A 21,247-nucleotide genomic window follows, 5' to 3' on the forward strand; every position below is an offset into this window, starting at 1 on the left:
GGACGATGATCGGACTCCTTCTCGCACTGGCCGTGGCCCTGTCGGTGCTCGGCGCGTTCCACGGCATCCGCCTCTACCGCGCGGACGTGAAGCTGCCCACGGACCTCGCGCTCGCCCTGGAGGTCGGAGCCACCCGTACGACGGCGGTCGGCTCCCTGGTGGACCGGATGGGCATCCGCTGGGCCCCGGCGGTGCTGCGCCTGATGGGGCCGACGCGGGTGGCCCGCAAGCGCCGCCAGATCGACATGGCGGGCAACCCGGCCGGTCTGACGATCGACCGCTACGCGGCTCGGCGCGCGGTGTACGGGGCCCTGGGCGCCCTCGGCGCCTTCTCGATGCTGATCAACGGTCAGCTGGTGGCCGCACTCCTCATGGTGGCCTTCGGCCTGTTCTGGATCGAGGCCGGCCTGTGGTCCGCGATCCGGGTCCGCCGCGACCACATCGAGCGGACCCTGCCGGACTTCCTGGACGTACTCGCGGTCGTCGTCAGCGCCGGGCTGGGCTTCCGGCAGGCGCTGGAGCGGGTGGCGGACAAGTACGAAGGCCCCTGGGCCGACGAAATCCGCATCACGCTGCAGCAGATGAACATGGGCGTCAGCCGCCGTCAGGCCTTCGACGAACTGCGCCGCCGCAACGACAGTGAACAGGTCGCCCAGTTCGTCACGGCGCTGCAGCAGGGCGAGGAGCTCGGCTCGCCGATCGTCGAGACCCTGATCGCGATCGCCGAGGACATGCGCCGCACGGACGCCCAGAACGCCCGGCGCCGCGCGGCCCGGGCCGTCCCGAAGGCGACGTTCGCGGTGACCATGTTCATGCTCCCCGGCACGCTGATCCTGCTGGTCTGCGGCTTCGTCTACGGCGCGAACGTCGACTTCGACGCGCTGTTCGGGGGTGGCTGAGCCATGGCCCGGCTGAGCGTGCTCATCGCGGACGGCAACCCGGTCGTCAGGGCGGGCCTGGCGGCCATCCTGTGCACGGCCGAGGACCTCGACGTCATCGCCCAGGCGGCGGACGGGCGCGAAGCACTGAGCCTGACCCGCCGGTACGCCCCGGACGTGATCCTGCTGGACGTCCGGATGCCGGGCGTGGACGGGATCTCCGCGCTGCCGCACCTGGTGCAGCTGGCACCCGTACTGATGCTGACGTACAGCAGGGAAGCCGAAATCATCTGCGAGGCCCTGTCGTTGGGGGCCGGCGGCTACCTCGTACACGGCGAGTTCACGACGGACGACCTGCTGAGGGCGGTACGCGACGCCCCGCTGGGCCGCCCCCACTTCACCCCGACGGCGGCGAGCGCCCTCCTGGCAGAGCTCCGGGCCTCTTCGCATCCGCAACGAGGTGTGGCACAGTCTTCTGAGCGGATGCACAACTCTGTTGTCTTCGGGCTGAGTTCCCGGGAGGTGGAGATCATGGATCTGATCGCGTCCGGGATGAGCAACCAGCGGATCGCGGCGGCCTGCTTCATCAGCGAGAAGACCGTCAAGAACCACATCAACCGCATCTTCGCGAAGCTCCAGAGCGCCACGCGCAGCGAGGCGATAGCCCGCTGGCTGGGAACCGCCCGTCCAGGAGTGACCGGTCATGGGTAGACAGAGTGCGCAGTGGGTCCGTAATTGGGTCCCGGGACCCTTGGTGACGACTGGTGACTCGCCGTACCGTCCGCAGATCGACACCGGTACCGGCCCGGGAGGGAACCCCCATGTCACAGAACACGCTGCTGAAGGCCGCCGTGGAGGCACGGATCAGGGTGAACGGCTGGACGGACACGGCCGTGACGAGGCTCCGCAAGCGCCACGCGAACCTCGACCGCGGCCAGACCGCCTTCGAATACCTGGGCATCATCCTGGTGGTCGTGGTGATCATCGGCGCGATCGTCGGTACAGGCATCGGGCAGGAGATCACCAGCAAGATCAAGACGGCGATCAACAACATCAAAGCCGGTACGTGACCACGCGGCAGCGATTCGGTGATCGAGGGCAGGCGTTCCCCATCTATGTTGTGGTGGTGGTAGGCCTGCTCTTCGCCGCGCTCGCCTTCTTTGCCATCGGTCAGGCGTCAGTCACCAGGAGCAACGCGCAGGGGGCAGCCGATGCAGCTGCGTTGGCGGCAGCCCGAGAGGCCAGAGACCACCTGGCGCCGGGGCTGGACTTGGCGGTGCTGAAGCCCGGGGACTGGGAAGGCGTCCTCGGAGGCAAGCGCCTGTACTTGGACAGCGGCTGCGAGAAAGCGCCGAGTTTCGCGGCTATGAACGATGCGGAAGCAACGTGCCGGAGGTCGGCTCTCAGTTTCACCGTTGAGGTTAAGACGAACCGAACGGTGGGGGAGTCGGTGATTCCCGGGACCGACTCAATGCATGGGACGGCCAACGCCACGGCTGTGATCGAGCCACGCTGCCACCTCGGTTTGCTTCCCGCACCCACCAAGTCGCCCGACCCCGTCGATACGGGTGTGGAGAAGCCGGGGCCGATCAAACTCCGTTGCAAGGGCGGCCAGGAAATCGACTTCGACCCGCTGAAGCCCGATCCGTGGCGCACGTTGGCGAGGGCCCTGTTCGACGTGAGACTGACCGACTGACAGCGACCCGTGAGACAAGGAAGCAGCACACATGAGCATTCGGCACACGGTGAAGGTCCGCAGGGGAGCGGCCGTTACGGTTGCGGCGGTCATGGCACTCACTTTGGCCGGATGCGGGGGAGGCGACGACCCGAAGTCGAAGGATCCGCAGCGCCCCTCGGCGCCGCAGTCCCAAGGGGCAGGCTCGCAGGTCGCTCCCAGCCAGGCGCAGAGTTCCGCGCCGCCCCCGGTGATTGCCACGGTGGATGGCGCGAACGGCATGGTGCTGACCATCAACTCGGCGACGCGTGATGCAGGCGGTTTCCTGACGGTGAACGGGCAGTTGAAGAACAACGGCAAGGAGCCCTTCGTTGGAACTTCCGCTTGGCGGGGCAATGAGTTGACCCAGAGCGGCGAGTCGGTAGCTGGGGCGACGCTCGTGGACAAGGCCGCCAAGAAGCGCTACTACGTTCTGCGGGATACAGATGGCAGGTGCCTTTGCACGACTGGCATCTCTAGTGTGGGGGCAGGTCAGACCGTGCCTATCTTCATCCAGTTCCCCGCGCCGCCGACGAGCACCACCGAGGTTGAGTTCAGCCTCCCGACCTTCGCTACGGCCGTCGTCAAGGTATCCGGGTGACCTCATGACAAATCGCCAGCGCACTATCGCCGCAACGGCCGTCGTAGGCCTTGTCATTGCCGGTGGGCACCTGATCGGCGCCACCACCGCGTACGCCGATGGCGTCAAGCCGTCCGTCCCCCCCGGCACCGAGCCGTCCGCCGCCGCGCCCGTGCAGATCGATTCCAACGCCCCCGGGCTGAAGATCCCGCAGGGCGGGACCCTCGCTCCCGTCAAGGTGCTGGACATCGCCGAGGTCGTCGAAGACCTCGGTGGGGAGCAGCGGCGGCAGGAGACCAATCAGACCGTCATGATGGCGCTGCAGTCCGAGGTGTTGTTCCCCGAGGACAGTGCCGTGTTCAACGCTCAGGCCGCCGCCCGGATCCAGGCCATCGCCAACGAGATCAACACGCAGAAGGCGACCCGCATCCGCGTCTTCGGGTTCACCGACGACCAGGGCAGCTACGAGCACGGCAAGGAGCTCTCCAAGAAGCGGGCCGATGCCGTGCAGGCCGAGCTGGCCAAGACCGTCACCGATCCGAACGTCGTCTTCGACGTCCGCGGCTACAGCGAGGACTACCCGATCGCCGACAACGGCACCGAGGAAGGCCGCAAGAAGAACCGCCGGGTCGAGATCACCTTCCCCCGCAGCGCGGGCGGCGGCTAGTCAGCCGGTCCGCAGGCGGCGGAGGCGGCCGCGGGAGGTCTCCACGATCGTGCCGAGGGCGAGCGACTGGGCCAGTACGCAGAGGATCGGCTCGGCGAGGAAGAGCCATGTTGCGGCTGTGCCGACCGGCGCCACGAAGAGGAACAGCGGGAACGCGAACAGGGCGGGCAGCGAACAGCGTGACGCCCGTCGCGAGGGCCGCCGCGGCGCCGACGAGGCCCGGGCAGATCGCCGGGGCGGGGTTCGCGAAGGTCGGGCGGACGAGCGTGCGAGCGGTCACCGGTTCCCCCGCACCCAGATCGTTGTCCACGGGTCCGGCCCCTCCCCTGTCGGGGCCGGACCCGTGGGGCGGGATCAGCCGAACTGGCCCGGCTGGTAGTCGCCCGCCGGCTGCTGGACGATCACGTTCATGCGGTTGTACGCGTTGATCAGCGCGATGAGGGTGACCAGTGCGGCCAACTGGTCCTCGTCGTAGTGCTTGGCGGCATCGGCCCACGCCGCGTCCGTGACGCCGCCGGCCGCGTCGGCGATGCGGGTGCCCTGCTCGGTCAGTTCCAGAGCCGCCCGCTCGGCGTCGGTGAACACCTTCGCCTCGCGCCAGGCGGCGACCAGGTTCAGCCGCACCGGGTCCTCCCCGGCGTGTGAGGCGTCCTTGAAGTGCATGTCGGTGCAGAATCCGCAGCCGTTGATCTGGCTGGCCCGGAGCTTCACGAGCTCCTGCGTGGCGTGCGGCAGGGTCGAGTCCGAGATGACCTTGCCCGCGGAGTTGATGTACCGGGCGAACTTGGTCGCGACCTCGTTGCCGTAGAAGTTGAGACGCGCTTCCATCGTGATCTCCTCGCTGTGCCGACCGTTACACAGCTCTGACGGAAAACGCGGCCCGGATGTGACAGCCCTGCGGGACAGCGTGACGTGACCTGCGTCACTCTCCCAGGAGGAGCTCCGCGATCTCCCGGGCCCGGTGGGCCGGCTCCGGGCCGGGGGTCAGGGTGGCCACCGCCGTCGCCCCCTCGGTCAGGATCAGGAGCCGGTCGGCGAGGGCGGGGTCGGCGGTCAGGCCGGCCAGCAGGGCGCGGAGTTCCGCCTTGTGGATGCGGACGATCTCCGGGGCCGCCGCCCCCAGCTCCCCGTACGCGTTGAGGAACGCGCAGCCCCGGAAGTCGGGCTCGGCGAACCAGTCCGCCAGCCAGTCGAAGACCGCGAGCACGCGTGCCCGCGGCTGGGCCGGGGCGAGGGCCGCGGTGCGGAGGGAGTCCAGCCAGCGTCGGTCGCGGCGTTCCAGGTAGGCCGTGACGAGGGCTTCCTTGGCCGGGAAGACCCGGTAGAGGCGCTTGAGGGGGACCCCGGAGGCGGTGCGGATGCGGTCCATGCCGACGGCCTGGATGCCGTGCCGGTAGAACAGCTCCTCCGCCGCGTCCAGGAGCCGGGTGCGGGCCTCTTCGTCGTCCATGCGGGCAGCGTAGTCGAGATTCCCCTTGCGTGGAGAACGCTCGTTCTCTAATGTCGAGAACGATCGTTCTCGCAATCGAGAGGTGACCGTCATGACCGACATCCCCGCCGTACGACCGCCCCTGCCGCCCTTCACCGAGGAGTCCGCGCGGGCCAAGGTCCAGGCCGCCGAGGACGCCTGGAACAGCCGCGATCCGGAGCGCGTCGCGCTCGCCTACACGGAGGACTCGGTCTGGCGCAACCGCGACCGCTTCCTCACCGGCCGCGCCGAGATCCGCGCGTTCCTCGCCGACAAGTGGGCGCGCGAGCTCGACTACCGGCTCCGCAAGGAGCTGTGGGCGTTCACCGGGAACCGCATCTCGGTCCGCTTCGAGTACGAGTGGCACGACGCCGGCGGCCAGTGGTTCCGCAGCCACGGCAACGAGCAGTGGGAGTTCGCGGACGACGGCCTGATGCGCCGTCGCGAGGCGAGCATCAACGACGTCCCGATCGCCCCCGGGGACCGCCGCATCGCCTGAGCCGGTTCAGCGCGCGGCGGCGTTGCCCGTGGCGCCGCCGCGGGTCAGGAGTGCTCGTGGTGGGCCTGGGTGATGAGGTCCGTGGCGACCTCCAGGGCCGCCAGGCGGGTCTCCTCCGGGTTGCCCTCGACGTGCTGGAGGAACATCATCCCGGCGTGCAGCGTGAACAGCGCGCTGACGCAGCGGACCTGGTCCGTCAGCGGGCCGTCCTGTGTGCGGAGCAGTTCCACCAAGGCGAAGAGCCGCTTCTTCACCGTCTCGCCGATGGTGAGCTCGCGCATCGTCGCCTGGTTCTCCTGCATGAAGCGGTACAGCACGGCGCCGCCCGCCATCGCCTCGCTGTAGCGGCGCAGCACCTCGCGCTTGGTCTCCAGGGTGCGCGGCTGGCCCTCCGCCCACGTGATCAGCTCGTCGATGGGCCGCGTCAGGTCCTCGAAGAGGCTGATGATGATGTCTTCCTTGGTCTTGAAGTGGTAGTACAGCGCCGCCTTCGTGACCTCCAGCCGCTCCGCGATCTCGCGCAGTGACGTCTTCTCGTACCCCTGCTCGGCGAAGAGCTCCAGTGCGACGTCCTGGATGCGCTGACGCGTGTCGCCACGACGCCGCTGCGGACTGCTGCTGGACATGGCTCTCCCCAATTACTTACTTGACGCCCGGCTAGTTGCGGGTCTACCGTCCCCATTGTAATGAACTAGCCGGGCGGCAAGTAAGTGCCGGTGTGGGACGCAGTGCGATCGGTAGGGCCAGGGGAGTGGACATGGTGGACAAAGTCAAGCCTGCGGGGACCTCGGAGGAGGTGAAGCCGCGCAGCGTGCGGGTCGTCCTCATGGCGCTCATGATCGCGATGCTGCTGGCCATGCTCGACAACATGATCATCGGTACCGCGATGCCCACGATCGTCGGCGAGCTCGGCGGTCTGGAGCACCTGTCGTGGGTGGTCACCGCGTACACGCTGGCCACCGCGGCCTCCACCCCCATCTGGGGCAAGATCGGCGACATGTACGGGCGGAAGGGCTCCTTCCTCACCTCGATCGTCATCTTCCTCATCGGTTCCGCGCTCAGCGGCATGGCCCAGGACATGGGCCAGCTGATCGGCTTCCGTGCGATCCAGGGCCTCGGCGCCGGCGGTCTGATGGTCGGCGTCATGGCGATCATCGGCGACCTGATCCCGCCCCGTGAGCGCGGCAAGTACCAGGGCATGATGGCCGGCGTGATGGCCCTCGCCATGATCGGCGGCCCGCTGGTCGGCGGCACCATCACCGACCACATGGGCTGGCGCTGGTCCTTCTACATCAACCTGCCGCTCGGCGCGGTCGCGCTGGCCATGGTCACCGCCGTGCTGCACCTGCCCAAGAAGCGGGCGCAGGGCAAGATCGACTACCTCGGCGCCGCGCTGCTGACCGTCGCGATCACCTCCACCGTCCTCGTGACGACCTGGGGCGGCACCGAGTACGCGTGGGGCTCCGTCGAGATCCTCGCCCTCATCGTCGTCGGCGTCCTGTCGACCGCCGCGTTCCTCTACGCGGAGACCAAGGCCGCCGAGCCGGTCATGCCGCTGCACATCTTCCGCAGCCGCAACTTCACCCTCATGTCGGTGATCGGCTTCCTCGTCGGCTTCGCGATGTTCGGCGGCGTGCTCTACCTCCCGCTGTTCCAGCAGTCGGTGCAGGGTGCCTCCGCCACCAACTCGGGCCTGCTGCTCCTGCCCATGCTGCTCTCGATGATGGTCGTCTCGCTGATCGCGGGCCGCGTCACCACCAGCAGCGGCAAGTACAAGATCTTCCCGATCGCGGGCGGCGCGCTCCTGGTCGTCGGGATGTTCCTGCTCGCGACCATGGACACCGGCACCACGCGCCTCGTGTCGGGCCTCTACATGGCCGTCCTCGGCGCCGGTCTCGGCTTCCTGATGCAGATCACCATGCTGGTCGCGCAGAACAGCGTCGAGATGAAGGACATGGGCGTCGCCTCCTCCTCGGCGACCCTCTTCCGTACGCTCGGCGGCTCCTTCGGCGTGGCCCTGATGGGCTCCCTCTTCACCACCCGGGTCACGGACACCATGGCCGAGCGCCTGGGCCCGGAGGCCGCCGGAGCCGCCGGCTCCGCCCAGCTGGACGCCGCGAGCCTGGCCAAGCTGCCCGAAGCGGTACGCGACGCCTACCAGCACGCGGTCGCCGCCGGCACGCACTCCGCGTTCCTGCTCGGCGCGGCCATCGCCGTACTGGGCTTCGCGGCGGCCTGGTTCGTCAAGGAGGTCCCCCTCCGCGGTGCGGGCCCGGCCGCCCCGGCCGGCGCCGCGGACGGCGAGAAGGCGGCTCCGGCCGCGCAGGAGTCGCTCGCGCACTGACACCGAGTACGCGCCGCCAGGAAGGCGGCACCACCGGGACGACCGGGGGTGCCGCCTTCCGGCGTGTCCGGGCCCGGCAGGATCGGGACGAGACGGCCTAGCTGGGGTCGTCGGTCTCCCAGGGGTACGCGAAGGCGTCGGGGTGCAGGCCCCACGCGGTGAGCGCGGCGAGCAGGCCGGCCTCGTCCGCGGCCTCGGCGGACGCGACGAGGACCGCGCCGATGTCGTGGTCGAAGCCGTCGAGGCGTTCGCCGTCGTACTCCCGGTGCTTCAGGCGGAAGCGGCGGCCCGTGTCGCCGCGCGTCCAGCCCTCGTCCCGTGCCCGGTCGTCGGCCGGGCTCCGGGCGGGGGTCACGTCCACGAACGCGCGCCGGTCCGGTCGGGACGCCGGGACCTCCGTCACCAGTCTCCGGCCGAGGCGGAGCGCGGCGAGCTTGTCCGCCGGCCAGTCGGATCCGGTGTGCGAGGCGTCCGGGGAGTCCATGGGCTCCATTCTGGTCGAGCACCCCGGCGGTGAACCCCCGGGCGGGTGCGCCGATATGGGATCCGGAACGGGTGCTGTCGAAGACCTGTCCGTTTCGGGCGTGTTCGGGCGGGCAGGTTTCAACTCCATGCAGGACTAAAGTCCCATCGGCCCCAACAGTCCCATAACAGGGAATTTATGGGCTATTTGGTTGGAACTCCTCGGCGGCGACGAACGTCCTGATCCACAGAACGCTCCAAAGCGGATGGGGAGGGGACAGTTCATGAGCTTCTTGGCGCGCGCGAACAACAAGGGCGTCCGAACCGGTGCCGCCGTCGTGGCCTCGGCCGCCGCCGTGGCGGCGACCGTGTGGGGCGCGGCGGCCCTGTTCGGACCGGACGGAACCGCTGCCTCCCAGCAGAACGTGGCCCGGCCGGGCGCCACCGACCACTCCGGCCGCGGCGACGACGGCCGGCCCGGGCAGCAGCCGCAGGGGATACCCGACGGCATAGCCCACGCGTCCGAGAGCGGCGGCAACGCCGTCAACATCACCATCGACGACGGCCCCGACCCCCGCTGGACCCCGAAGGTGCTGGACGTCCTGCGGCGGCACGACGTCAAGGCGACCTTCTGCATGGTCGGGCCGCAGGCCAAGGCCCACCCCGACCTGGTGAAGAAGGTGGTCGCGGGCGGACACCGGCTCTGCGACCACACCATGAACCACGACACGGCCATGGACAAGAAGCCCGTCGCCTACCAGGAGCAGCAGATCCTGGAGGCGAAGAAGCTGATCGAGGAAGCCGCGGGCGGCGGCGCGAAGGTCGAGTACTACCGGGCCCCCGGCGGCGCGTTCACCCCCGACAGCCGGCGCATCGCAGCCGCGCACGGCATGCGGCCGCTCGGCTGGAACGTCGACACCAAGGACTTCGGCAAGCCGGGTACGGCCGCCATCGTGAACGCCGTCAAGCGCGAGATCGGCAACGGCCCCACCGTGCTCTTCCACGACGGCGGCGGCGACCGCGCCCAGACCGTCGACGCCCTCGACCAGGTGCTCACCTGGCTCAAGGAGCAGGGCCGGCCCACCGGCTTCCCCGTCCGCACCGCCCCGGACGCCCCCGAAACCGCAGACGCCCCCGCCACCCCCGCCACCCCCGGCGCCCCCTGACACGCCGTCCGCCGTGCGAACGGGTGACGGTCGACGACGCGGACCCGCCCGCGTTGTTCCCTGGTCGGGCACGGACGAACGCACGCCCGACCAGGAGGCTCCTGTGGCCATCGCCCCCGCCAGACTGTCCGACCCGGTGGTCGGCGCCCTCGTCGCCGCCGTCAACGCACACGACAAGGACGCCTTCCTCGCGGTCCTGACCGCCGACGCGACCATGTCCGACGACGGCTCCGACCGCGATCTGCAGGACTGGATCGACCGGGAGATCTTCGACTCCGGCGGCCACATGGACGTCCAGTCCGAGTCCGACGGCGGCCGCACCCTGCTCGTGAACTACCGCAACGACACCTGGGGCGAGATGCGCACCACCTGGCGCTTCGTGATCGCCCCCGGAGGCGGCCGGATCAGCCGCTTCGAGACCGGCCAGGCCTGAGCGGACTCCTGGGCGGGCCGCTGGGCGGGCCGCCGGGGGTGCGCTCCCGTACGGGTGAAAGCGCGCCCGGCGTCGTTCCGGCCCGCCGCGGGGTGCCGTTGGGCCGGGCATGAAGCGCACCCGCATCGCCGCTCTCGCCCTCGCCACCGCCTCCGCGGCCCTCGCACCCCTCCTGGGCCAGGCCGCCACCGCCGCGGAGGGAACGGCGTACCTCCAGGACCCGGCAGGCGGCGAGAAGACCATGAAGTCGATGTGGACCAAGGACGAGATGCACAAGGTGGAGGCGCAGTTCCGCTTCCACCCCGGGATCCAGTACCGGACGGTCACCCGCCCCGGCCCCTCGGCCGCGCCGGACTACCAGTACCAGGTCGGCGACCCGAAGACCCTGGCGTGGCTGCCCGGGTACGAGTTCGCCTGGTCGGTGTCGGACTCGACGGTGGTGAAGAAGGCGCTGACGGTGAAGGAGGGCGAGCACCCGATCGTCGTGCACGCCGTACTGCGCTCGGCCGACCGGGCCAAGGTCGCGGAGGTGCGCAGGGAACTGACCGGGAAGCCGGCGGCCGGGCGGGAGAAGGTCGCGGGCGGCAAGCGGATCGCGTGCGACACCGGGGAGTACACGGTGGAGTGGTCGGTCACGCGCTCGGGCTACGGAACGCTGGGCGGGACGCTGCGCTGGAACTCCGGCTGCGAGCAGTACCGGACGGCGTTCGCCTCGGACCACGGGCAGCAGCGCTGAGGGTCCGGGTGGAGGCCGGCCGCCCCGTGCACCTTGTGGGTGCTCGTCGGGCGACTGGGCCGAGGCCTTGGATCAAGTGCCGTAGGGGCCATGGTGCCGCACGGGGTGGTCTGCGGCAGGGGTCGAAGGTCCCGTGTCGAGGAAATTCTCAGTGCTTCTTGGCGGCCTGGGCGGCCTGTCCGGCGATGTCCTCCAGCACGCCCTTCGGGCTGCCGGTCGGTTCCACGGCGCGTCCGATGTTGCGCTTGATGGTGTCGCTGACGGTCAGCCAGGCCGGGTCGTTGACCGGGTAGAGCTGAGCGCCGCGCAGCGCGTTCAGGAACTGCGTGTCGTTCTTGTCCAGTCCGCCCCCGGCCGGGGTGCGCGAGGCGCTGACGGTGGACGGCAGCAGGTGGTAGCGGTCGGCGAAGTCCGACAGGTTCTTGTCCTGGTAGATGAACTCCAGGAACTTGCCGATCTCCGCGCGCTTGCCGTTCTGCTTGAAGGCCATCATCCAGTCGGCGACGCCGACGGTGGGCGGCGGCACACCGGTGCCGAGGTTGTCCGAGACGGGCATGGAGGTGGTCGTGACGCTGATGCCCTTGGCGCGCGCCTCGTGGGCGAGCGAGGGATAGCCGTTGACCATGCCGACCTCGCCGCGCAGGAAGGCGGCGAAGGCGTCGGCGCGGTTCAGCTGGGACGGCGGGGTCGGGCCGGTGAACCCGGTGGCGACCATCTCCTTCTTGACCCAGTCCCAGGTCGCGATGTTCTGCTCGGAGGCCAGGCTGTAGTTGCCGCTGCTGTCGGCGTAGCCGCCGCCGTTGCTCAGCTCCCAGATCAGCGCCTCGGCGTGCGCCTCCTCAGGACCGAGCGGCAGGGCGTAGGGGTACTTCACGCCCTTGTCCTTGAGCGCCTTGGCGTCGTCCTTGAGGTCGGACCAGGTCTTGGGGGGCGCCTTGATGCCGGCCTTGGCGAAGAGCGCCTCGTTGTAGAAGAGGAGACGGCTGCTCGCCACGAAGGGCAGGCCGTAGAGCGTGTTGTCGACGGAGCCCGCGTCGGCGAGCGGCTGGAGGAAATTCGCCTCGGCGGTGACCGAGAGGAGTTCGTCCGCGGGATACAGCTTCCCCTGGGCCGCGAAGTCCGAGTAGGACCCCATCAGCGCCACATCCGGCGCCTTGCCGGCCTTGACCATACGAGAGACCTCGCGGTCGATGTCGGCCCACGGCAGGAGCTTGACGTCGAGCTTGATTCCGGGGTTCGCCTCGTTGAAATCGGCCGCCATCTTCTCCCAGTAGGGCTTGGAACTGGTGGCCGGGCTGTCGCCGTATTCGGCGGCGACCAGATGCAGCGTACCGCTGTCACCTGCATCGTCTCCGGAGCCACCACATCCGGCCAGAGGCATCATCAGACCGAGCACGGCCGTGGTGGCGGTCGTGCCGGAAATTCTTCGTCGCACGGGTGTAATCCCCTGATTTTCTTTTGGATCCAGTTATTACTTATGAGTTGCTCCGGGCTGGGGTGTCCCTCGATGGCCCGTTGGCCGGAATTCTCTCCTGAGGGAGGGGTGGTTGATTCCATTGGGGGCGCACTTGTGGTCAATGCTCCAACTGGGGCTTTTCCTTATGGTGTTTTCCGATATGCGATCCGAATACTGGACGCGCGTAGACATGCCGAAAAGCCCGTTTCCGGTCTCGGAACGGGCTCTGCGGGTTTTTCGGTCTCTTGGGGCTCTTGGGGTGCGGAGCGGGCTAGTCGGCGAACTCGCCCGCGTACGGGTCGGGCTCGCCCGTCTCCGGGTTGCGGCCCTCCTGCCAGCGACGCTGGGCCTTGCGCCAGTGCACGAAGCTGAGGTGGCCGCCGTCCCAGAAGGTGATGCTGACGGGGCTCACGTCGAACTCGTCGGAGCACAGCCGGTAGAGGAACTCGGCCATGCCGTACGGATACACCGCGAAGGAGTCGGCGGTGTGCCGCCCGCAGACCAGGACCGGCCACCGGTCCGGGTCGGGGTCGGAGGTGAGCCAGCACAGGATGTCCGACCCGCCGGTGACGCCCCAGGCGATGATCGACTCGGGGTCCACGTCGAAGGCGGAGCGGCCGCCCTCCGCCTCCCAGGTCTGGCGGGCGTTGTCGGTCTCCTCGGCCATCCCGGCCGGGTCCCACTGGAGCCCGGGCTTGGGCAGCGGCAGCAGGATGCTGGCCTCGCCGTTGATGGAGCCCGCGCCGAAGCGGCCCATGAACGCCACGAAATCGGCCGGGAACCGGGTCCCCCAGACGGCCTCCACCGCCGGCCAGTCGATGTCCTCGTCGGCGCCGTGCGTCGCCGGCATGATCTGCTCCAGCGCCTTGATCCGCGCGTTCTCCGTCATGCCGCTCCCCTGATGCCCCAGCTCAACCGCCCCAACCTACTGCCAGCGAGGGGCCTCGCCTAGCGGGGAGTGAGACGCCCGGGTACGTCCACCTTGATGGTGGTTCCGGCCCGCAGGCCCCAACTCGCCATCGCGCCGGCCGCCGACTCCAGGACGTGCCGGGAGCGCAGTCGCGGCAGCCCGAGCCGGCCCGGCGCCATGGTGACCACGGCGAGTACGCCGAGCTCGCGGTCGAGGTACGCCACGTCGATCGCGAACCGCATCCGGAAGGTGTGCACGCTCGCCGCGGGGGTCAGCAGCATCGCCCCGTCGATCCCGTCCCGCCCGAGCAGCCCGCGGGTCCGCGCCCCGTACGAGGCGGCGACCTCCAGCGGGATCTCCGCAGGGTCCGCGCCGACCAGCAGGATGCCGTTGCCGTCACGCCAATTCGCCATGGCGGCCAGCCTAGGGGGCATCCTGCCCCCAGGCCGTCTCCTCCGGATCTTGCCGGGCCCGCGACGCCCGGCACCGCACCTGGCCGCGTTGTCGGGGCGCCCGAGTACGTCCAGTACACGGGCGCTCCTCCGCCTTGCCATGTACGGCACCGGACGCCGCGGGCTCGGCCGACAAGATCCGGAAGAGACGGCCTGGGCCGTGTGCCGCTGTGCGGAGCTGCTCCCCGCCCCGCGCTGCCGCAGCCGTCGGCGCTACCGTCGCCACATGGGTGTCGCCCTGATCGTTCTTGCCGCCGGATACGGCGCCACCGCGGGATGGCTGCTGCCGCGTGCCGCATACCGGTTCTCGGTCGAGCCGGGGGAGCCCTGGCGCGACCGCTGCCCGCAGGGGCACCGGGTGCGCGGCTGGCTCGGACCGGCCCGCTGCCGGGTTCCCGCGGTGGTCGCCCCGCGGGGCCCCGGCGGCCGGCCCCCCGAGTCCGCGGCGCCGCACGCCTACGGGAGGCGCGCCGTCCCCCTCGCCGCCCTCGTCGGGGCGCTCTGCGCCCTGCTCGCGGCCGCCGTCGGGGTGCGGCCCGAGGCGCCGGCCTATGTGGGGCTCGCCCCGGTGGTCGTTCTGCTCTCGCTCGTGGACCGCGCCGTGCACCGGCTGCCGGACGTGTTGACCCTGCCCCTCGCCGCCGCGGTCGCCGCCGGGCTCGGTGCGGCCGCCCTCCTGCCCCGCGCCGCAGGCGACTGGCGGCTCGCGCTGCTGGGCGGCGGCGCGCTCGGAGCGGCGTACCTGCTGCTCCATCTGATCAACCCCGCCGGCATGGGCTTCGGCGACGTCAAGCTGGCGCTCCCCCTGGGGGTCGCTCTTGGGTGGTACGGGTGGGGGGTATGGGCCGCCGGGGCCTTCCTCGGCCTGCTCTACGGGGCCCTGTACGGGCTGATCCTGCTGCTGCGCCGCCCCGACGAGCGGAATCGGGGGTACGCGTTCGGCCCCTTCATGGCGGCCGGAGCGCTCACCGGAGTGCTGCTGGGTGGTTTCGGAGCGTAATCATCGCGCGCCAATGCACGCAGCATGCTTTACGAAGGGTTATGGTGGAACCCCCCCCTCGGGCCGGTCCGTATCCCCCCCACGGACCGGCCCGTTTTTTATTCCCCGGCTTCTCGACCGTGCTGCGCGATGAAAGCGCAGGTCAGCCGCGTTGGGCCCAGATGTTGGTGCCGGGGGTGGAGACGGCGAGGGAGTCGATCTCCTTCAACTCCTCCTCCCCGAGCGGCGCGGACGCCAGCGCGGCCACGTTCTCCTCCAACTGCGGCACGCTCGACGCGCCGATCAGGGCCGAGGTCATCCGGTCGTCGCGGAGCACCCACTTGAGCGCCAGCTGGGCGAGGGACTGCCCGCGGCGGGCCGCGATCTCGTTCAGACCGGTCAGCCGGCGGAGCACCTCGTCCGAGAGCAGGTCCGGGTTCAGGGACTTGCCCTGAGCGGCCCGCGAGTCCGCCGGGATGCCCTTCAGGTACTTGCCGGTCAGCATGCCCTGCGCGAGCGGCGCGAAGGAGATGCAGCCCATGCCGGCGTCCTCCAGGGTGTCCAGCAGCCCGTCCTCCTCCGTCCAGCGGTTGATCATGGAGTAGGAGGGCTGGTGGATGAGCGGGCGCACGCCCATCCCGCGCAGGATCCGAACGGCCTCGGCCGTCTGCTCCGCCGTGTAGGAGGAGACGCCCACGTACAGGGCCTTGCCCTGCTGGACCGCGGACGCGAGGGCGCCCATGGTCTCCTCCAGCGGGGTCTCCGGGTCGAAGCGGTGCGAGTAGAAGATGTCGACGTAGTCCACACCCATCCGCTTCAGCGAGGCGTCGAGCGAGCTGAGCAGGTACTTGCGGCTGCCCCACTCGCCGTACGGCCCGGGGTGCATCAGGTAGCCGGCCTTGGTCGACAGGATCAGCTCGTCGCGGTAGGACGCGAAGTCCTGCGAAAAGATCTTGCCGAAGTTCAGCTCGGCCGAGCCGGGCGGCGGACCGTAGTTGTTCGCCAGGTCGAAGTGGGTGATGCCGAGGTCGAAGGCCCGGCGGAGGATCGCCCGCTGGGACTCCAGGGACTTGTCGTCGCCGAAGTTGTGCCAGAGGCCGAGGGAGATGGCGGGGAGTTTGAGGCCGCTGTGGCCGGTGCGCCGGTACTCCATGGAGTCGTAGCGCGAGGGCTCTGCCCGATAGGGATTGGTATCAGTCACGTTGTCCTCCCTATCACGGACTTGTGACAGACCGAGTTGGGTACCCGATCCCAGCGCGCAGTAATGTGGCGGACTCGGGGGAGGGACCGCATTTCGCACGGGGGCAAGGCACGGAGGGGCTGGAAGATCGTGAAGCTGCGCGACCTGGTGTACAGGCTTTACGCACGCCGGGTGGAAGGCCGCCTCGACCATGATGCGGCGCCCAAGCACATCGGCGTCATCCTGGACGGAAACCGCCGCTGGGCGAAGGCGTCCGGAGGCACGACGGAGCAGGGCCACCAGGCCGGCGCCGACAAGATCTCCGAGATGCTGGGCTGGTGCACCGAGACGGACGTCGAGGTCGTCACCCTGTGGATGCTCTCCACGGACAACCTGGACCGGCCGGAGGTCGAGCTCCGCCCGCTGCTCAACATCATCGAGAACACCGTGCGGGGCCTCGCCGCGGACGGCCGCTGGCGCGTCCACCACGTAGGCAACCTCGACATCCTGCCCGCCCGGACGCAGACCGTGCTCAAGGAGGCCGAGCAGGCCACCCACGACGTCGACGGGATACTCGTCAACGTCGCCGTCGGCTACGGCGGCCGTCAGGAGATCGCCGACGCGGTGCGCTCGCTGCTGCTGGAGCACGCGCGCAAGGGCACCTCCTTCGAGGAGCTCGCCGAGATCCTCGACATCGACCACATCGCCGAGCACCTCTACACGCGCGGCCAGCCCGACCCGGACCTCGTCATCCGCACCAGCGGCGAGCAGCGGCTGTCCGGATTCATGCTCTGGCAGAGCGCGCACAGCGAGTACTACTTCTGCGAAGTCTTCTGGCCGGCCTTCCGCAAGGTCGACTTCCTGCGGGCCCTGCGCGACTACGCGGCCCGTCACCGGCGCTACGGCACCTGAGTCACCGTAGGGGGCCTCCCGCCCCCGAGGCCTCCGTACCCCCTCCCCTCGAAGCCTTCACCAGGGATTCACCGAGCGTCCGTCATATGCCATGGCATGGCCTGGCCTGTTCGGGGAATATCCCTTTCAGGTCGATGCCCGATCCACGGGTGTCGAGTCTCAGCGGACGGCATGGGGTCGTCCGCCCGGGAGGCCCTTTGCACCAGGACGCACGTGCGGTTCGCACGGACGGAGTGGAGGGCCGGAAATCGGCCCTGGCATGGGTGCCGATGACCGGTCCGGTCTTCATGGCCCGACCTCTTCCGAGGGGGTACGTCCTTCCGTGGTGACCAGCACAAAGAGCCGCCTGCCCGACAGGCGGACCTACGTCCTCGACACCAGCGTCCTGCTGGCAGACCCCAACGCGATCTCCCGCTTCGACGAGCACGAGGTCGTGCTCCCGATCGTGGTGATCACCGAGCTGGAGGCAAAGAGGCACCATCCCGAACTCGGCTACTTCGCGCGCCAGGCCCTGCGCCTGCTCGACGACTTCCGGGTTCGCAACGGTCGCCTGGACGCCCCCATCCCGCTGGGCGATCTGGGCGGCACCCTGCGCGTCGAGCTCAACCACTCCGACACGAGCGTCCTGCCCGCCGGCTTCAGGTTGGGGGACAACGACTCGCGGATCCTCGCGGTCGCCCGCAACCTCCAGGCCGAGGGCTACGACGTCACGGTGGTCTCGAAGGATCTCCCGCTGCGCATCAAGGCCTCCTCCGTGGGGCTGATCGCCGAGGAGTACCGCGCCGAGCTCGCGATCACCGACGCCGGCTGGACGGGCATGAGCGACCTCGCCCTCTCCGGGGAACAGGTGGACCTCCTCTACTCGGAGGACCGCCTCTACGTGCCGGAAGCCGCGGAACTGCCCGTGCACACCGGACTGGTCCTGCAGTCCGAGCGCGGCAAGGCCCTGGGCCGGGTCACGGCGGACGGCAACGTGAGGCTCGTACGCGGCGACCGCGAGGCCTTCGGGCTGCACGGCCGCAGCGCCGAGCAGCGCATCGCGCTGGACCTCCTCCTCGACCCCGAGATCGGGATCATCTCGATGGGCGGCCGGGCCGGCACCGGAAAGTCGGCGCTGGCGCTCTGCGCGGGACTGGAAGCGGTCCTGGAGCGCAGGCAGCACCAGAAGGTGATGGTCTTCCGGCCGCTGTACGCGGTGGGCGGCCAGGATCTCGGCTATCTGCCCGGGGACGCCTCCGAGAAGATGAGCCCCTGGGCGCAGGCGGTCTTCGACACCCTCTCGGCGGTCGCCGGGCGCGAGGTCATCGAGGAGGTGCTGAACCGCGGGATGCTGGAGGTCCTTCCGCTCACGCACATCCGCGGCCGTTCGCTGCACGACGCCTTCGTGATCGTGGACGAGGCGCAGTCGCTGGAGCGCAATGTCCTGCTGACCGTTCTGTCCCGGATCGGGGCCAATTCGAGGGTCGTTCTGACCCACGATGTCGCCCAGCGGGACAACCTGCGGGTCGGCCGGTACGACGGAGTGGTCGCCGTGGTCGAGAAGTTGAAGGGCCACCCGCTCTTCGCCCACATCACGCTGACGCGCTCGGAGCGCTCCCCGATCGCCGCGCTGGTCACCGAGATGCTGGAGAACCTCTGACGGTCGAATCGGTCAAAAACCCCATAGCGGGAAGGTGAGTTGACGCCGCCCGGCAAAGGCCCCAGAGCCTAGCCGGGCGGCGTCGTGCTGCACAGGTCTTTGCCCGAATCGGCGGCGACATGCCAGGTGTGATCTTTCACACGCAATGGAGAATTGCCTTGCGGTGTCGCGTTCCGGCAGAGTCTGGTTTCCGTCAGGCCCCGCATACGGCACACCTGTATCTCCCGTGAGGTACGCGCAGCACCACAACTCCACAGCCGATCGCCGTATGCCGCCCGGAGTTTCACGCGGCAGTCCCCGCAAGGGGGTTGCCCACGGGCCCGCGCCTCCAGTGACCGTAGAACCACGGAGGCCAGAGTCGAGGGCACTTTTGCGCCCGCGCGGTCACTGCGGACGCTGCTGGAAGGACACCGTGTGAGCCGGATCTCGGTCCGGGGGTTCGCCGTGGCTTCGGCCACCGCGGTCACCACCGTCGGCGCAGTCGTAGGCGTTGCCACCGGCGACCCCACGAACGATCTCGAGACGACCGCGTCCGGCGCGACTCTCCTTGCCGACATCCCGGTCGGCGACCAGGCGCAGGTCCAGAGCGCGTCCCTGACGCAGCAGGCCGATGCCATCGCCCACGCCGCCGATGTCGACGCCAAGCGTTCCGCCGAGGAGGCGGCGCGCGTCCAGGCCGCCGAGGACGCCAAGGCCAAGAAGGCCGAGGCCGAGAAGGCCGAGAAGGAGAAGGCCGAGGCCGAGGCCAAGCTCAAGAAGGAACGCGAGGAGAAGGAGCAGGTCGCCAGCCGCTCCGCCGCCCGCGACGCCGGGGACTTCGCCCCGCAGAGCTCCTACACGGTCGCCCAGGTCAAGGCCATTGCCCAGCAGATGGTCCCGGCCGGGCAGTTCCAGTGCTTCTCGAACATCATCAACCAGGAATCCACCTGGAACTACAAGGCCGTCAACTCCTCCTCGGGAGCCTACGGTCTGGTCCAGGCCCTGCCCGGTTCGAAGATGGCCTCGGCCGGCGCGGACTGGCGCACCAACCCCGCCACGCAGATCAAGTGGGGTCTGAACTACATGGAAGACCGCTACGGCAGCCCCTGCAGCGCCTGGAGCTTCCACCAGGCCAACGGCTGGTACTAGAGGAGCCCGCGACGCCGCGAGCGCCGCAGCACCGCACAACCCCGGGCAGCCCCGCACCGTCCTACGGTGCGGGGCTCGTCGCGTGTACGGTCTTCGAGGTGAGCCCGTAGACCGGGGGCGGGGGAAGGGAAGCGACATGGCGAAGAGGGAAGGCTGGCTCGGCCGGCTCGGGAACAAGCTGAACCGGATGGAGGCGCGGCTCAACGAGCGGCGCGCCGAGGTCGAAGCCGAGACCAGCGGCGATCTGCCGCGCCCCGTCGGGCCCGGCCGGGCACCGGAGTCCGGGGCCGACCGGGCGTCCGCCGCCGCGGCGGTGGCGACCGTTCCCGCGCCGCCCTCCTACCCGCCCGTGGTCCCCGCGCCCCACCTCGCCGCCCCGGCGGTGCCCGTGCGCCCCGACCCGGCGAGCGTCGTCCCCTGGGGGATGCGCGTCGCCGCCGAGGCCAGCTGGCGGCTGCTGCTGCTCGCCGGGATGCTCTGGGTGCTGATGAAGGTGATCAGCGAAGTCCGCCTGGTCGTCCTCGCCTTCGCCGCCGCCATGCTCGTCACGGCGATGCTCCAGCCCTTCGTGGTCCGGCTGCGCAGACTGGGCCTGCCGCGCGGACTGGCCACGGCCGTCACGGCGATCCTCGGCTTCGTGGTCATCGGGCTCGTCGGCTGGTTCGTGGTCTGGCAGGTCATGGAGAACCTCGACGACCTCTCCGACCGGGTCCGCGACGGCATCAACGAGCTCAAGCTCTGGGCACTGGACAGTCCGTTCCACGTGACCGAGAAGCAGATCAACGACATCGCGAAGAACCTCAGCGAGACCATCGGCACCAACACCGAGCAGATCACCTCCGCCGGACTGCAGGGCGTGACGGTGCTCGTCGAGGTCCTGACGGGCATCCTGCTCGCGATGTTCTCCACGCTCTTCCTGCTCTACGACGGCAAGCGCATCTGGAACTGGGCGCTGGGCCTGGTCCCGTCCGCCGCCCGCGCCGGTGTCGCCGGCGCCGGTCCGCGCGCCTGGCGCACGCTGACCGCGTACGTGCGGGGCACGGTCATCGTCGCCCTCATCGACGCCATCTTCATCGGTCTCGGCATCTACTTCCTGGACGTGCCGATGGCGGTGCCGCTGGCCGTCTTCATCTTCCTGTTCGCATTCATCCCGCTGGTCGGCGCCGTGGTGTCGGGGGCCCTCGCGGTGGTCGTGGCGCTCGTGACCCAGGGCGTGTTCACCGCCCTGATGGTGCTGCTGGTGGTGCTGGCGGTGCAGCAGATCGAGGGCCACGTGCTCCAGCCCTTCATCCTGGGCCGGGCCGTACGGGTGCATCCGCTCGCGGTGGTGCTCTCGGTGGCCGCCGGCGGCATGATCGCGGGCATCGGCGGAGCGGTCGTCGCCGTGCCGCTGGTGGCCGTCACCAACACGGTGGTGGGCTACCTGAAGGCGTACTCGCGCGAGCAGCACCACCTCGGATCCGGAATGATCGGCCCCGCCCCGCACGGTTCGACGGCCCTGAGCGTCGCTCCCGAGGGCGAGGGGCACGTCACACCCTGACCGTCTCCCCGGAACCAGATATTCCGGCGATCGAGGCTGCGATGATCGAATTCATTCGCGTGCCGACGGCATCGCGGGGGAATCGGGAACACGGGGGGACAGGC

Annotated in this window: 25 protein-coding genes; 16 read left to right on the forward strand and 9 right to left on the reverse strand. The window is 69.7% G+C overall.

All coding sequences use genetic code 11. The features are described 5' to 3' along the window. The first annotated feature begins 8 nt into the window (after positions 1-8). The 6 genes from JYK04_RS26710 (at position 9) to JYK04_RS26735 (ending at position 3,839) form a co-directional block, all read left to right on the forward strand. Complete coding sequence (locus JYK04_RS26710; RefSeq protein ID WP_189733713.1) at positions 9-899, forward strand: DUF5936 domain-containing protein; 891 nt, start codon at positions 9-11, stop codon at positions 897-899. A gap of 3 nt (positions 900-902) precedes the next feature. Further along, entirely contained in the window at positions 903-1,589 is a 687-nt protein-coding gene (locus JYK04_RS26715) for a response regulator (RefSeq protein ID WP_189732969.1), read from the forward strand. Positions 1,590-1,699: 110 nt separating this feature from the next. After that, a complete protein-coding gene (locus JYK04_RS26720; RefSeq protein ID WP_189732967.1) occupies positions 1,700-1,948 on the forward strand; it encodes a hypothetical protein in 249 nt (82 codons plus the stop codon). Further along, positions 1,945-2,574 carry a pilus assembly protein TadG-related protein gene (locus JYK04_RS26725; protein WP_189732965.1) on the forward strand — a complete coding sequence of 210 codons (630 nt, stop codon included), beginning with the start codon at positions 1,945-1,947 and terminating at the stop codon, positions 2,572-2,574. Before JYK04_RS26720 ends, JYK04_RS26725 begins: the two co-directional genes overlap by 4 nt. A gap of 31 nt (positions 2,575-2,605) precedes the next feature. Next, on the forward strand, positions 2,606-3,193 hold the full coding sequence (locus tag JYK04_RS26730) for a hypothetical protein (RefSeq protein WP_189732963.1): 588 nt from the start codon (positions 2,606-2,608) through the stop codon (positions 3,191-3,193). A 4-nt stretch (positions 3,194-3,197) separates the two neighbouring features. Further along, the gene (locus JYK04_RS26735) at positions 3,198-3,839 is read left to right on the forward strand and encodes an OmpA family protein (RefSeq protein ID WP_189732961.1); all 642 of its coding nucleotides are present in this window, start codon (positions 3,198-3,200) and stop codon (positions 3,837-3,839) included. On the opposite strand, the gene JYK04_RS41970 is transcribed toward JYK04_RS26735, so the two are convergent. From JYK04_RS41970 to JYK04_RS26745, 3 genes are all read right to left on the reverse strand, one after another. Further along, positions 3,840-3,974: a hypothetical protein gene (locus JYK04_RS41970; RefSeq protein ID WP_268254131.1), complete on the reverse strand. Its 135-nt coding sequence runs from the start codon at positions 3,972-3,974 to the stop codon at positions 3,840-3,842. Between the two features lie 219 nt (positions 3,975-4,193). Continuing rightward, positions 4,194-4,667, reverse strand: a complete 474-nt coding sequence (locus JYK04_RS26740; protein ID WP_189732959.1) for a carboxymuconolactone decarboxylase family protein — start codon at positions 4,665-4,667, stop codon at positions 4,194-4,196. A 94-nt stretch (positions 4,668-4,761) separates the two neighbouring features. Beyond that, on the reverse strand, positions 4,762-5,289 hold the full coding sequence (locus JYK04_RS26745; RefSeq protein WP_189732957.1) for a TetR/AcrR family transcriptional regulator: 528 nt from the start codon (positions 5,287-5,289) through the stop codon (positions 4,762-4,764). Positions 5,290-5,380: 91 nt separating this feature from the next. On the opposite strand from JYK04_RS26745, the gene JYK04_RS26750 reads away from it, so the two are divergent. Beyond that, positions 5,381-5,806 (forward strand): nuclear transport factor 2 family protein, encoded by a 426-nt coding sequence (locus tag JYK04_RS26750; protein WP_189732955.1) that lies wholly within the window; start codon positions 5,381-5,383, stop codon positions 5,804-5,806. A gap of 44 nt (positions 5,807-5,850) precedes the next feature. Here JYK04_RS26750 and JYK04_RS26755 read toward each other — a convergent pair whose 3' ends face one another. Then, a complete protein-coding gene (locus JYK04_RS26755) occupies positions 5,851-6,432 on the reverse strand; it encodes a TetR/AcrR family transcriptional regulator (protein WP_189732953.1) in 582 nt (193 codons plus the stop codon). Positions 6,433-6,563: 131 nt separating this feature from the next. Between JYK04_RS26755 and JYK04_RS26760 the strand changes: the two genes are divergently transcribed. Next, on the forward strand, positions 6,564-8,150 hold the full coding sequence (locus JYK04_RS26760) for an MDR family MFS transporter (protein ID WP_189732951.1): 1,587 nt from the start codon (positions 6,564-6,566) through the stop codon (positions 8,148-8,150). A gap of 97 nt (positions 8,151-8,247) precedes the next feature. Here JYK04_RS26760 and JYK04_RS26765 read toward each other — a convergent pair whose 3' ends face one another. Then, positions 8,248-8,634, reverse strand: coding sequence for a hypothetical protein (locus JYK04_RS26765; protein ID WP_229874966.1), 387 nt, complete (start codon positions 8,632-8,634; stop codon positions 8,248-8,250). A 262-nt stretch (positions 8,635-8,896) separates the two neighbouring features. Here JYK04_RS26765 and JYK04_RS26770 point away from each other — a divergent pair, with 262 nt between their 5' ends. The 3 genes from JYK04_RS26770 to JYK04_RS26780 all read left to right on the forward strand — a co-directional run bounded on the left by JYK04_RS26770 (position 8,897) and on the right by JYK04_RS26780 (position 10,947). Beyond that, a complete protein-coding gene (locus tag JYK04_RS26770; RefSeq protein WP_189732949.1) occupies positions 8,897-9,778 on the forward strand; it encodes a polysaccharide deacetylase family protein in 882 nt (293 codons plus the stop codon). A gap of 103 nt (positions 9,779-9,881) precedes the next feature. Next, complete coding sequence (locus tag JYK04_RS26775; protein WP_189732947.1) at positions 9,882-10,211, forward strand: nuclear transport factor 2 family protein; 330 nt, start codon at positions 9,882-9,884, stop codon at positions 10,209-10,211. Between the two features lie 109 nt (positions 10,212-10,320). Continuing rightward, entirely contained in the window at positions 10,321-10,947 is a 627-nt protein-coding gene (locus tag JYK04_RS26780) for a hypothetical protein (RefSeq protein WP_189732945.1), read from the forward strand. A gap of 148 nt (positions 10,948-11,095) precedes the next feature. Here JYK04_RS26780 and JYK04_RS26785 read toward each other — a convergent pair whose 3' ends face one another. From JYK04_RS26785 to JYK04_RS26795, 3 genes are all read right to left on the reverse strand, one after another. Next, on the reverse strand, positions 11,096-12,382 hold the full coding sequence (locus JYK04_RS26785; protein WP_444545753.1) for an extracellular solute-binding protein: 1,287 nt from the start codon (positions 12,380-12,382) through the stop codon (positions 11,096-11,098). A 292-nt stretch (positions 12,383-12,674) separates the two neighbouring features. Further along, the gene (locus tag JYK04_RS26790) at positions 12,675-13,292 is read right to left on the reverse strand and encodes an SMI1/KNR4 family protein (protein WP_189732943.1); all 618 of its coding nucleotides are present in this window, start codon (positions 13,290-13,292) and stop codon (positions 12,675-12,677) included. A 59-nt stretch (positions 13,293-13,351) separates the two neighbouring features. Next, on the reverse strand, positions 13,352-13,726 hold the full coding sequence (locus JYK04_RS26795; protein ID WP_189732941.1) for a DUF192 domain-containing protein: 375 nt from the start codon (positions 13,724-13,726) through the stop codon (positions 13,352-13,354). Positions 13,727-13,991: 265 nt separating this feature from the next. Here JYK04_RS26795 and JYK04_RS26800 point away from each other — a divergent pair, with 265 nt between their 5' ends. After that, positions 13,992-14,765, forward strand: coding sequence for a prepilin peptidase (locus JYK04_RS26800; RefSeq protein WP_189732939.1), 774 nt, complete (start codon positions 13,992-13,994; stop codon positions 14,763-14,765). A 142-nt stretch (positions 14,766-14,907) separates the two neighbouring features. Here the strand turns inward: JYK04_RS26800 and mgrA are convergent, their stop codons facing one another. Further along, positions 14,908-15,945: an L-glyceraldehyde 3-phosphate reductase gene (gene mgrA / locus JYK04_RS26805; RefSeq protein ID WP_189732937.1), complete on the reverse strand. Its 1,038-nt coding sequence runs from the start codon at positions 15,943-15,945 to the stop codon at positions 14,908-14,910. Between the two features lie 129 nt (positions 15,946-16,074). On the opposite strand from mgrA, the gene JYK04_RS26810 reads away from it, so the two are divergent. The 4 genes from JYK04_RS26810 to JYK04_RS26825 all read left to right on the forward strand — a co-directional run bounded on the left by JYK04_RS26810 (position 16,075) and on the right by JYK04_RS26825 (position 21,143). Then, positions 16,075-16,836: an isoprenyl transferase gene (locus JYK04_RS26810; protein ID WP_030385783.1), complete on the forward strand. Its 762-nt coding sequence runs from the start codon at positions 16,075-16,077 to the stop codon at positions 16,834-16,836. A gap of 322 nt (positions 16,837-17,158) precedes the next feature. Then, the gene (gene phoH2, locus JYK04_RS26815; RefSeq protein WP_030011185.1) at positions 17,159-18,475 is read left to right on the forward strand and encodes an RNA 5'-3' helicase PhoH2; all 1,317 of its coding nucleotides are present in this window, start codon (positions 17,159-17,161) and stop codon (positions 18,473-18,475) included. A 414-nt stretch (positions 18,476-18,889) separates the two neighbouring features. Further along, the gene (locus JYK04_RS26820) at positions 18,890-19,603 is read left to right on the forward strand and encodes an aggregation-promoting factor C-terminal-like domain-containing protein (RefSeq protein WP_189732934.1); all 714 of its coding nucleotides are present in this window, start codon (positions 18,890-18,892) and stop codon (positions 19,601-19,603) included. A gap of 136 nt (positions 19,604-19,739) precedes the next feature. Further along, positions 19,740-21,143, forward strand: coding sequence for an AI-2E family transporter (locus JYK04_RS26825; protein ID WP_189732932.1), 1,404 nt, complete (start codon positions 19,740-19,742; stop codon positions 21,141-21,143). The last annotated feature ends 104 nt before the right edge of the window (positions 21,144-21,247 follow it).

The organism is Streptomyces nojiriensis (genome assembly GCF_017639205.1).
Taxonomy (GTDB): domain Bacteria; phylum Actinomycetota; class Actinomycetes; order Streptomycetales; family Streptomycetaceae; genus Streptomyces; species Streptomyces nojiriensis.

Coding starts and splice junctions, on each gene's coding strand:
- JYK04_RS26765 (WP_229874966.1), bottom strand. CDS start 8,634: ATGGACTCCCCGGACGCCTCGCACACCGGATCCGACTGGCCGGCGGAC.
- JYK04_RS26780 (WP_189732945.1), top strand. CDS start 10,321: ATGAAGCGCACCCGCATCGCCGCTCTCGCCCTCGCCACCGCCTCCGCG.
- JYK04_RS26750 (WP_189732955.1), top strand. CDS start 5,381: ATGACCGACATCCCCGCCGTACGACCGCCCCTGCCGCCCTTCACCGAG.
- JYK04_RS26760 (WP_189732951.1), top strand. CDS start 6,564: ATGGTGGACAAAGTCAAGCCTGCGGGGACCTCGGAGGAGGTGAAGCCG.
- JYK04_RS26790 (WP_189732943.1), bottom strand. CDS start 13,292: ATGACGGAGAACGCGCGGATCAAGGCGCTGGAGCAGATCATGCCGGCG.
- JYK04_RS26755 (WP_189732953.1), bottom strand. CDS start 6,432: ATGTCCAGCAGCAGTCCGCAGCGGCGTCGTGGCGACACGCGTCAGCGC.
- JYK04_RS26795 (WP_189732941.1), bottom strand. CDS start 13,726: ATGGCGAATTGGCGTGACGGCAACGGCATCCTGCTGGTCGGCGCGGAC.
- JYK04_RS26715 (WP_189732969.1), top strand. CDS start 903: ATGGCCCGGCTGAGCGTGCTCATCGCGGACGGCAACCCGGTCGTCAGG.
- JYK04_RS26770 (WP_189732949.1), top strand. CDS start 8,897: ATGAGCTTCTTGGCGCGCGCGAACAACAAGGGCGTCCGAACCGGTGCC.
- JYK04_RS26800 (WP_189732939.1), top strand. CDS start 13,992: ATGGGTGTCGCCCTGATCGTTCTTGCCGCCGGATACGGCGCCACCGCG.
- JYK04_RS26735 (WP_189732961.1), top strand. CDS start 3,198: ATGACAAATCGCCAGCGCACTATCGCCGCAACGGCCGTCGTAGGCCTT.
- JYK04_RS26730 (WP_189732963.1), top strand. CDS start 2,606: ATGAGCATTCGGCACACGGTGAAGGTCCGCAGGGGAGCGGCCGTTACG.
- JYK04_RS26740 (WP_189732959.1), bottom strand. CDS start 4,667: ATGGAAGCGCGTCTCAACTTCTACGGCAACGAGGTCGCGACCAAGTTC.
- JYK04_RS26825 (WP_189732932.1), top strand. CDS start 19,740: ATGGCGAAGAGGGAAGGCTGGCTCGGCCGGCTCGGGAACAAGCTGAAC.
- JYK04_RS26745 (WP_189732957.1), bottom strand. CDS start 5,289: ATGGACGACGAAGAGGCCCGCACCCGGCTCCTGGACGCGGCGGAGGAG.
- JYK04_RS26720 (WP_189732967.1), top strand. CDS start 1,700: ATGTCACAGAACACGCTGCTGAAGGCCGCCGTGGAGGCACGGATCAGG.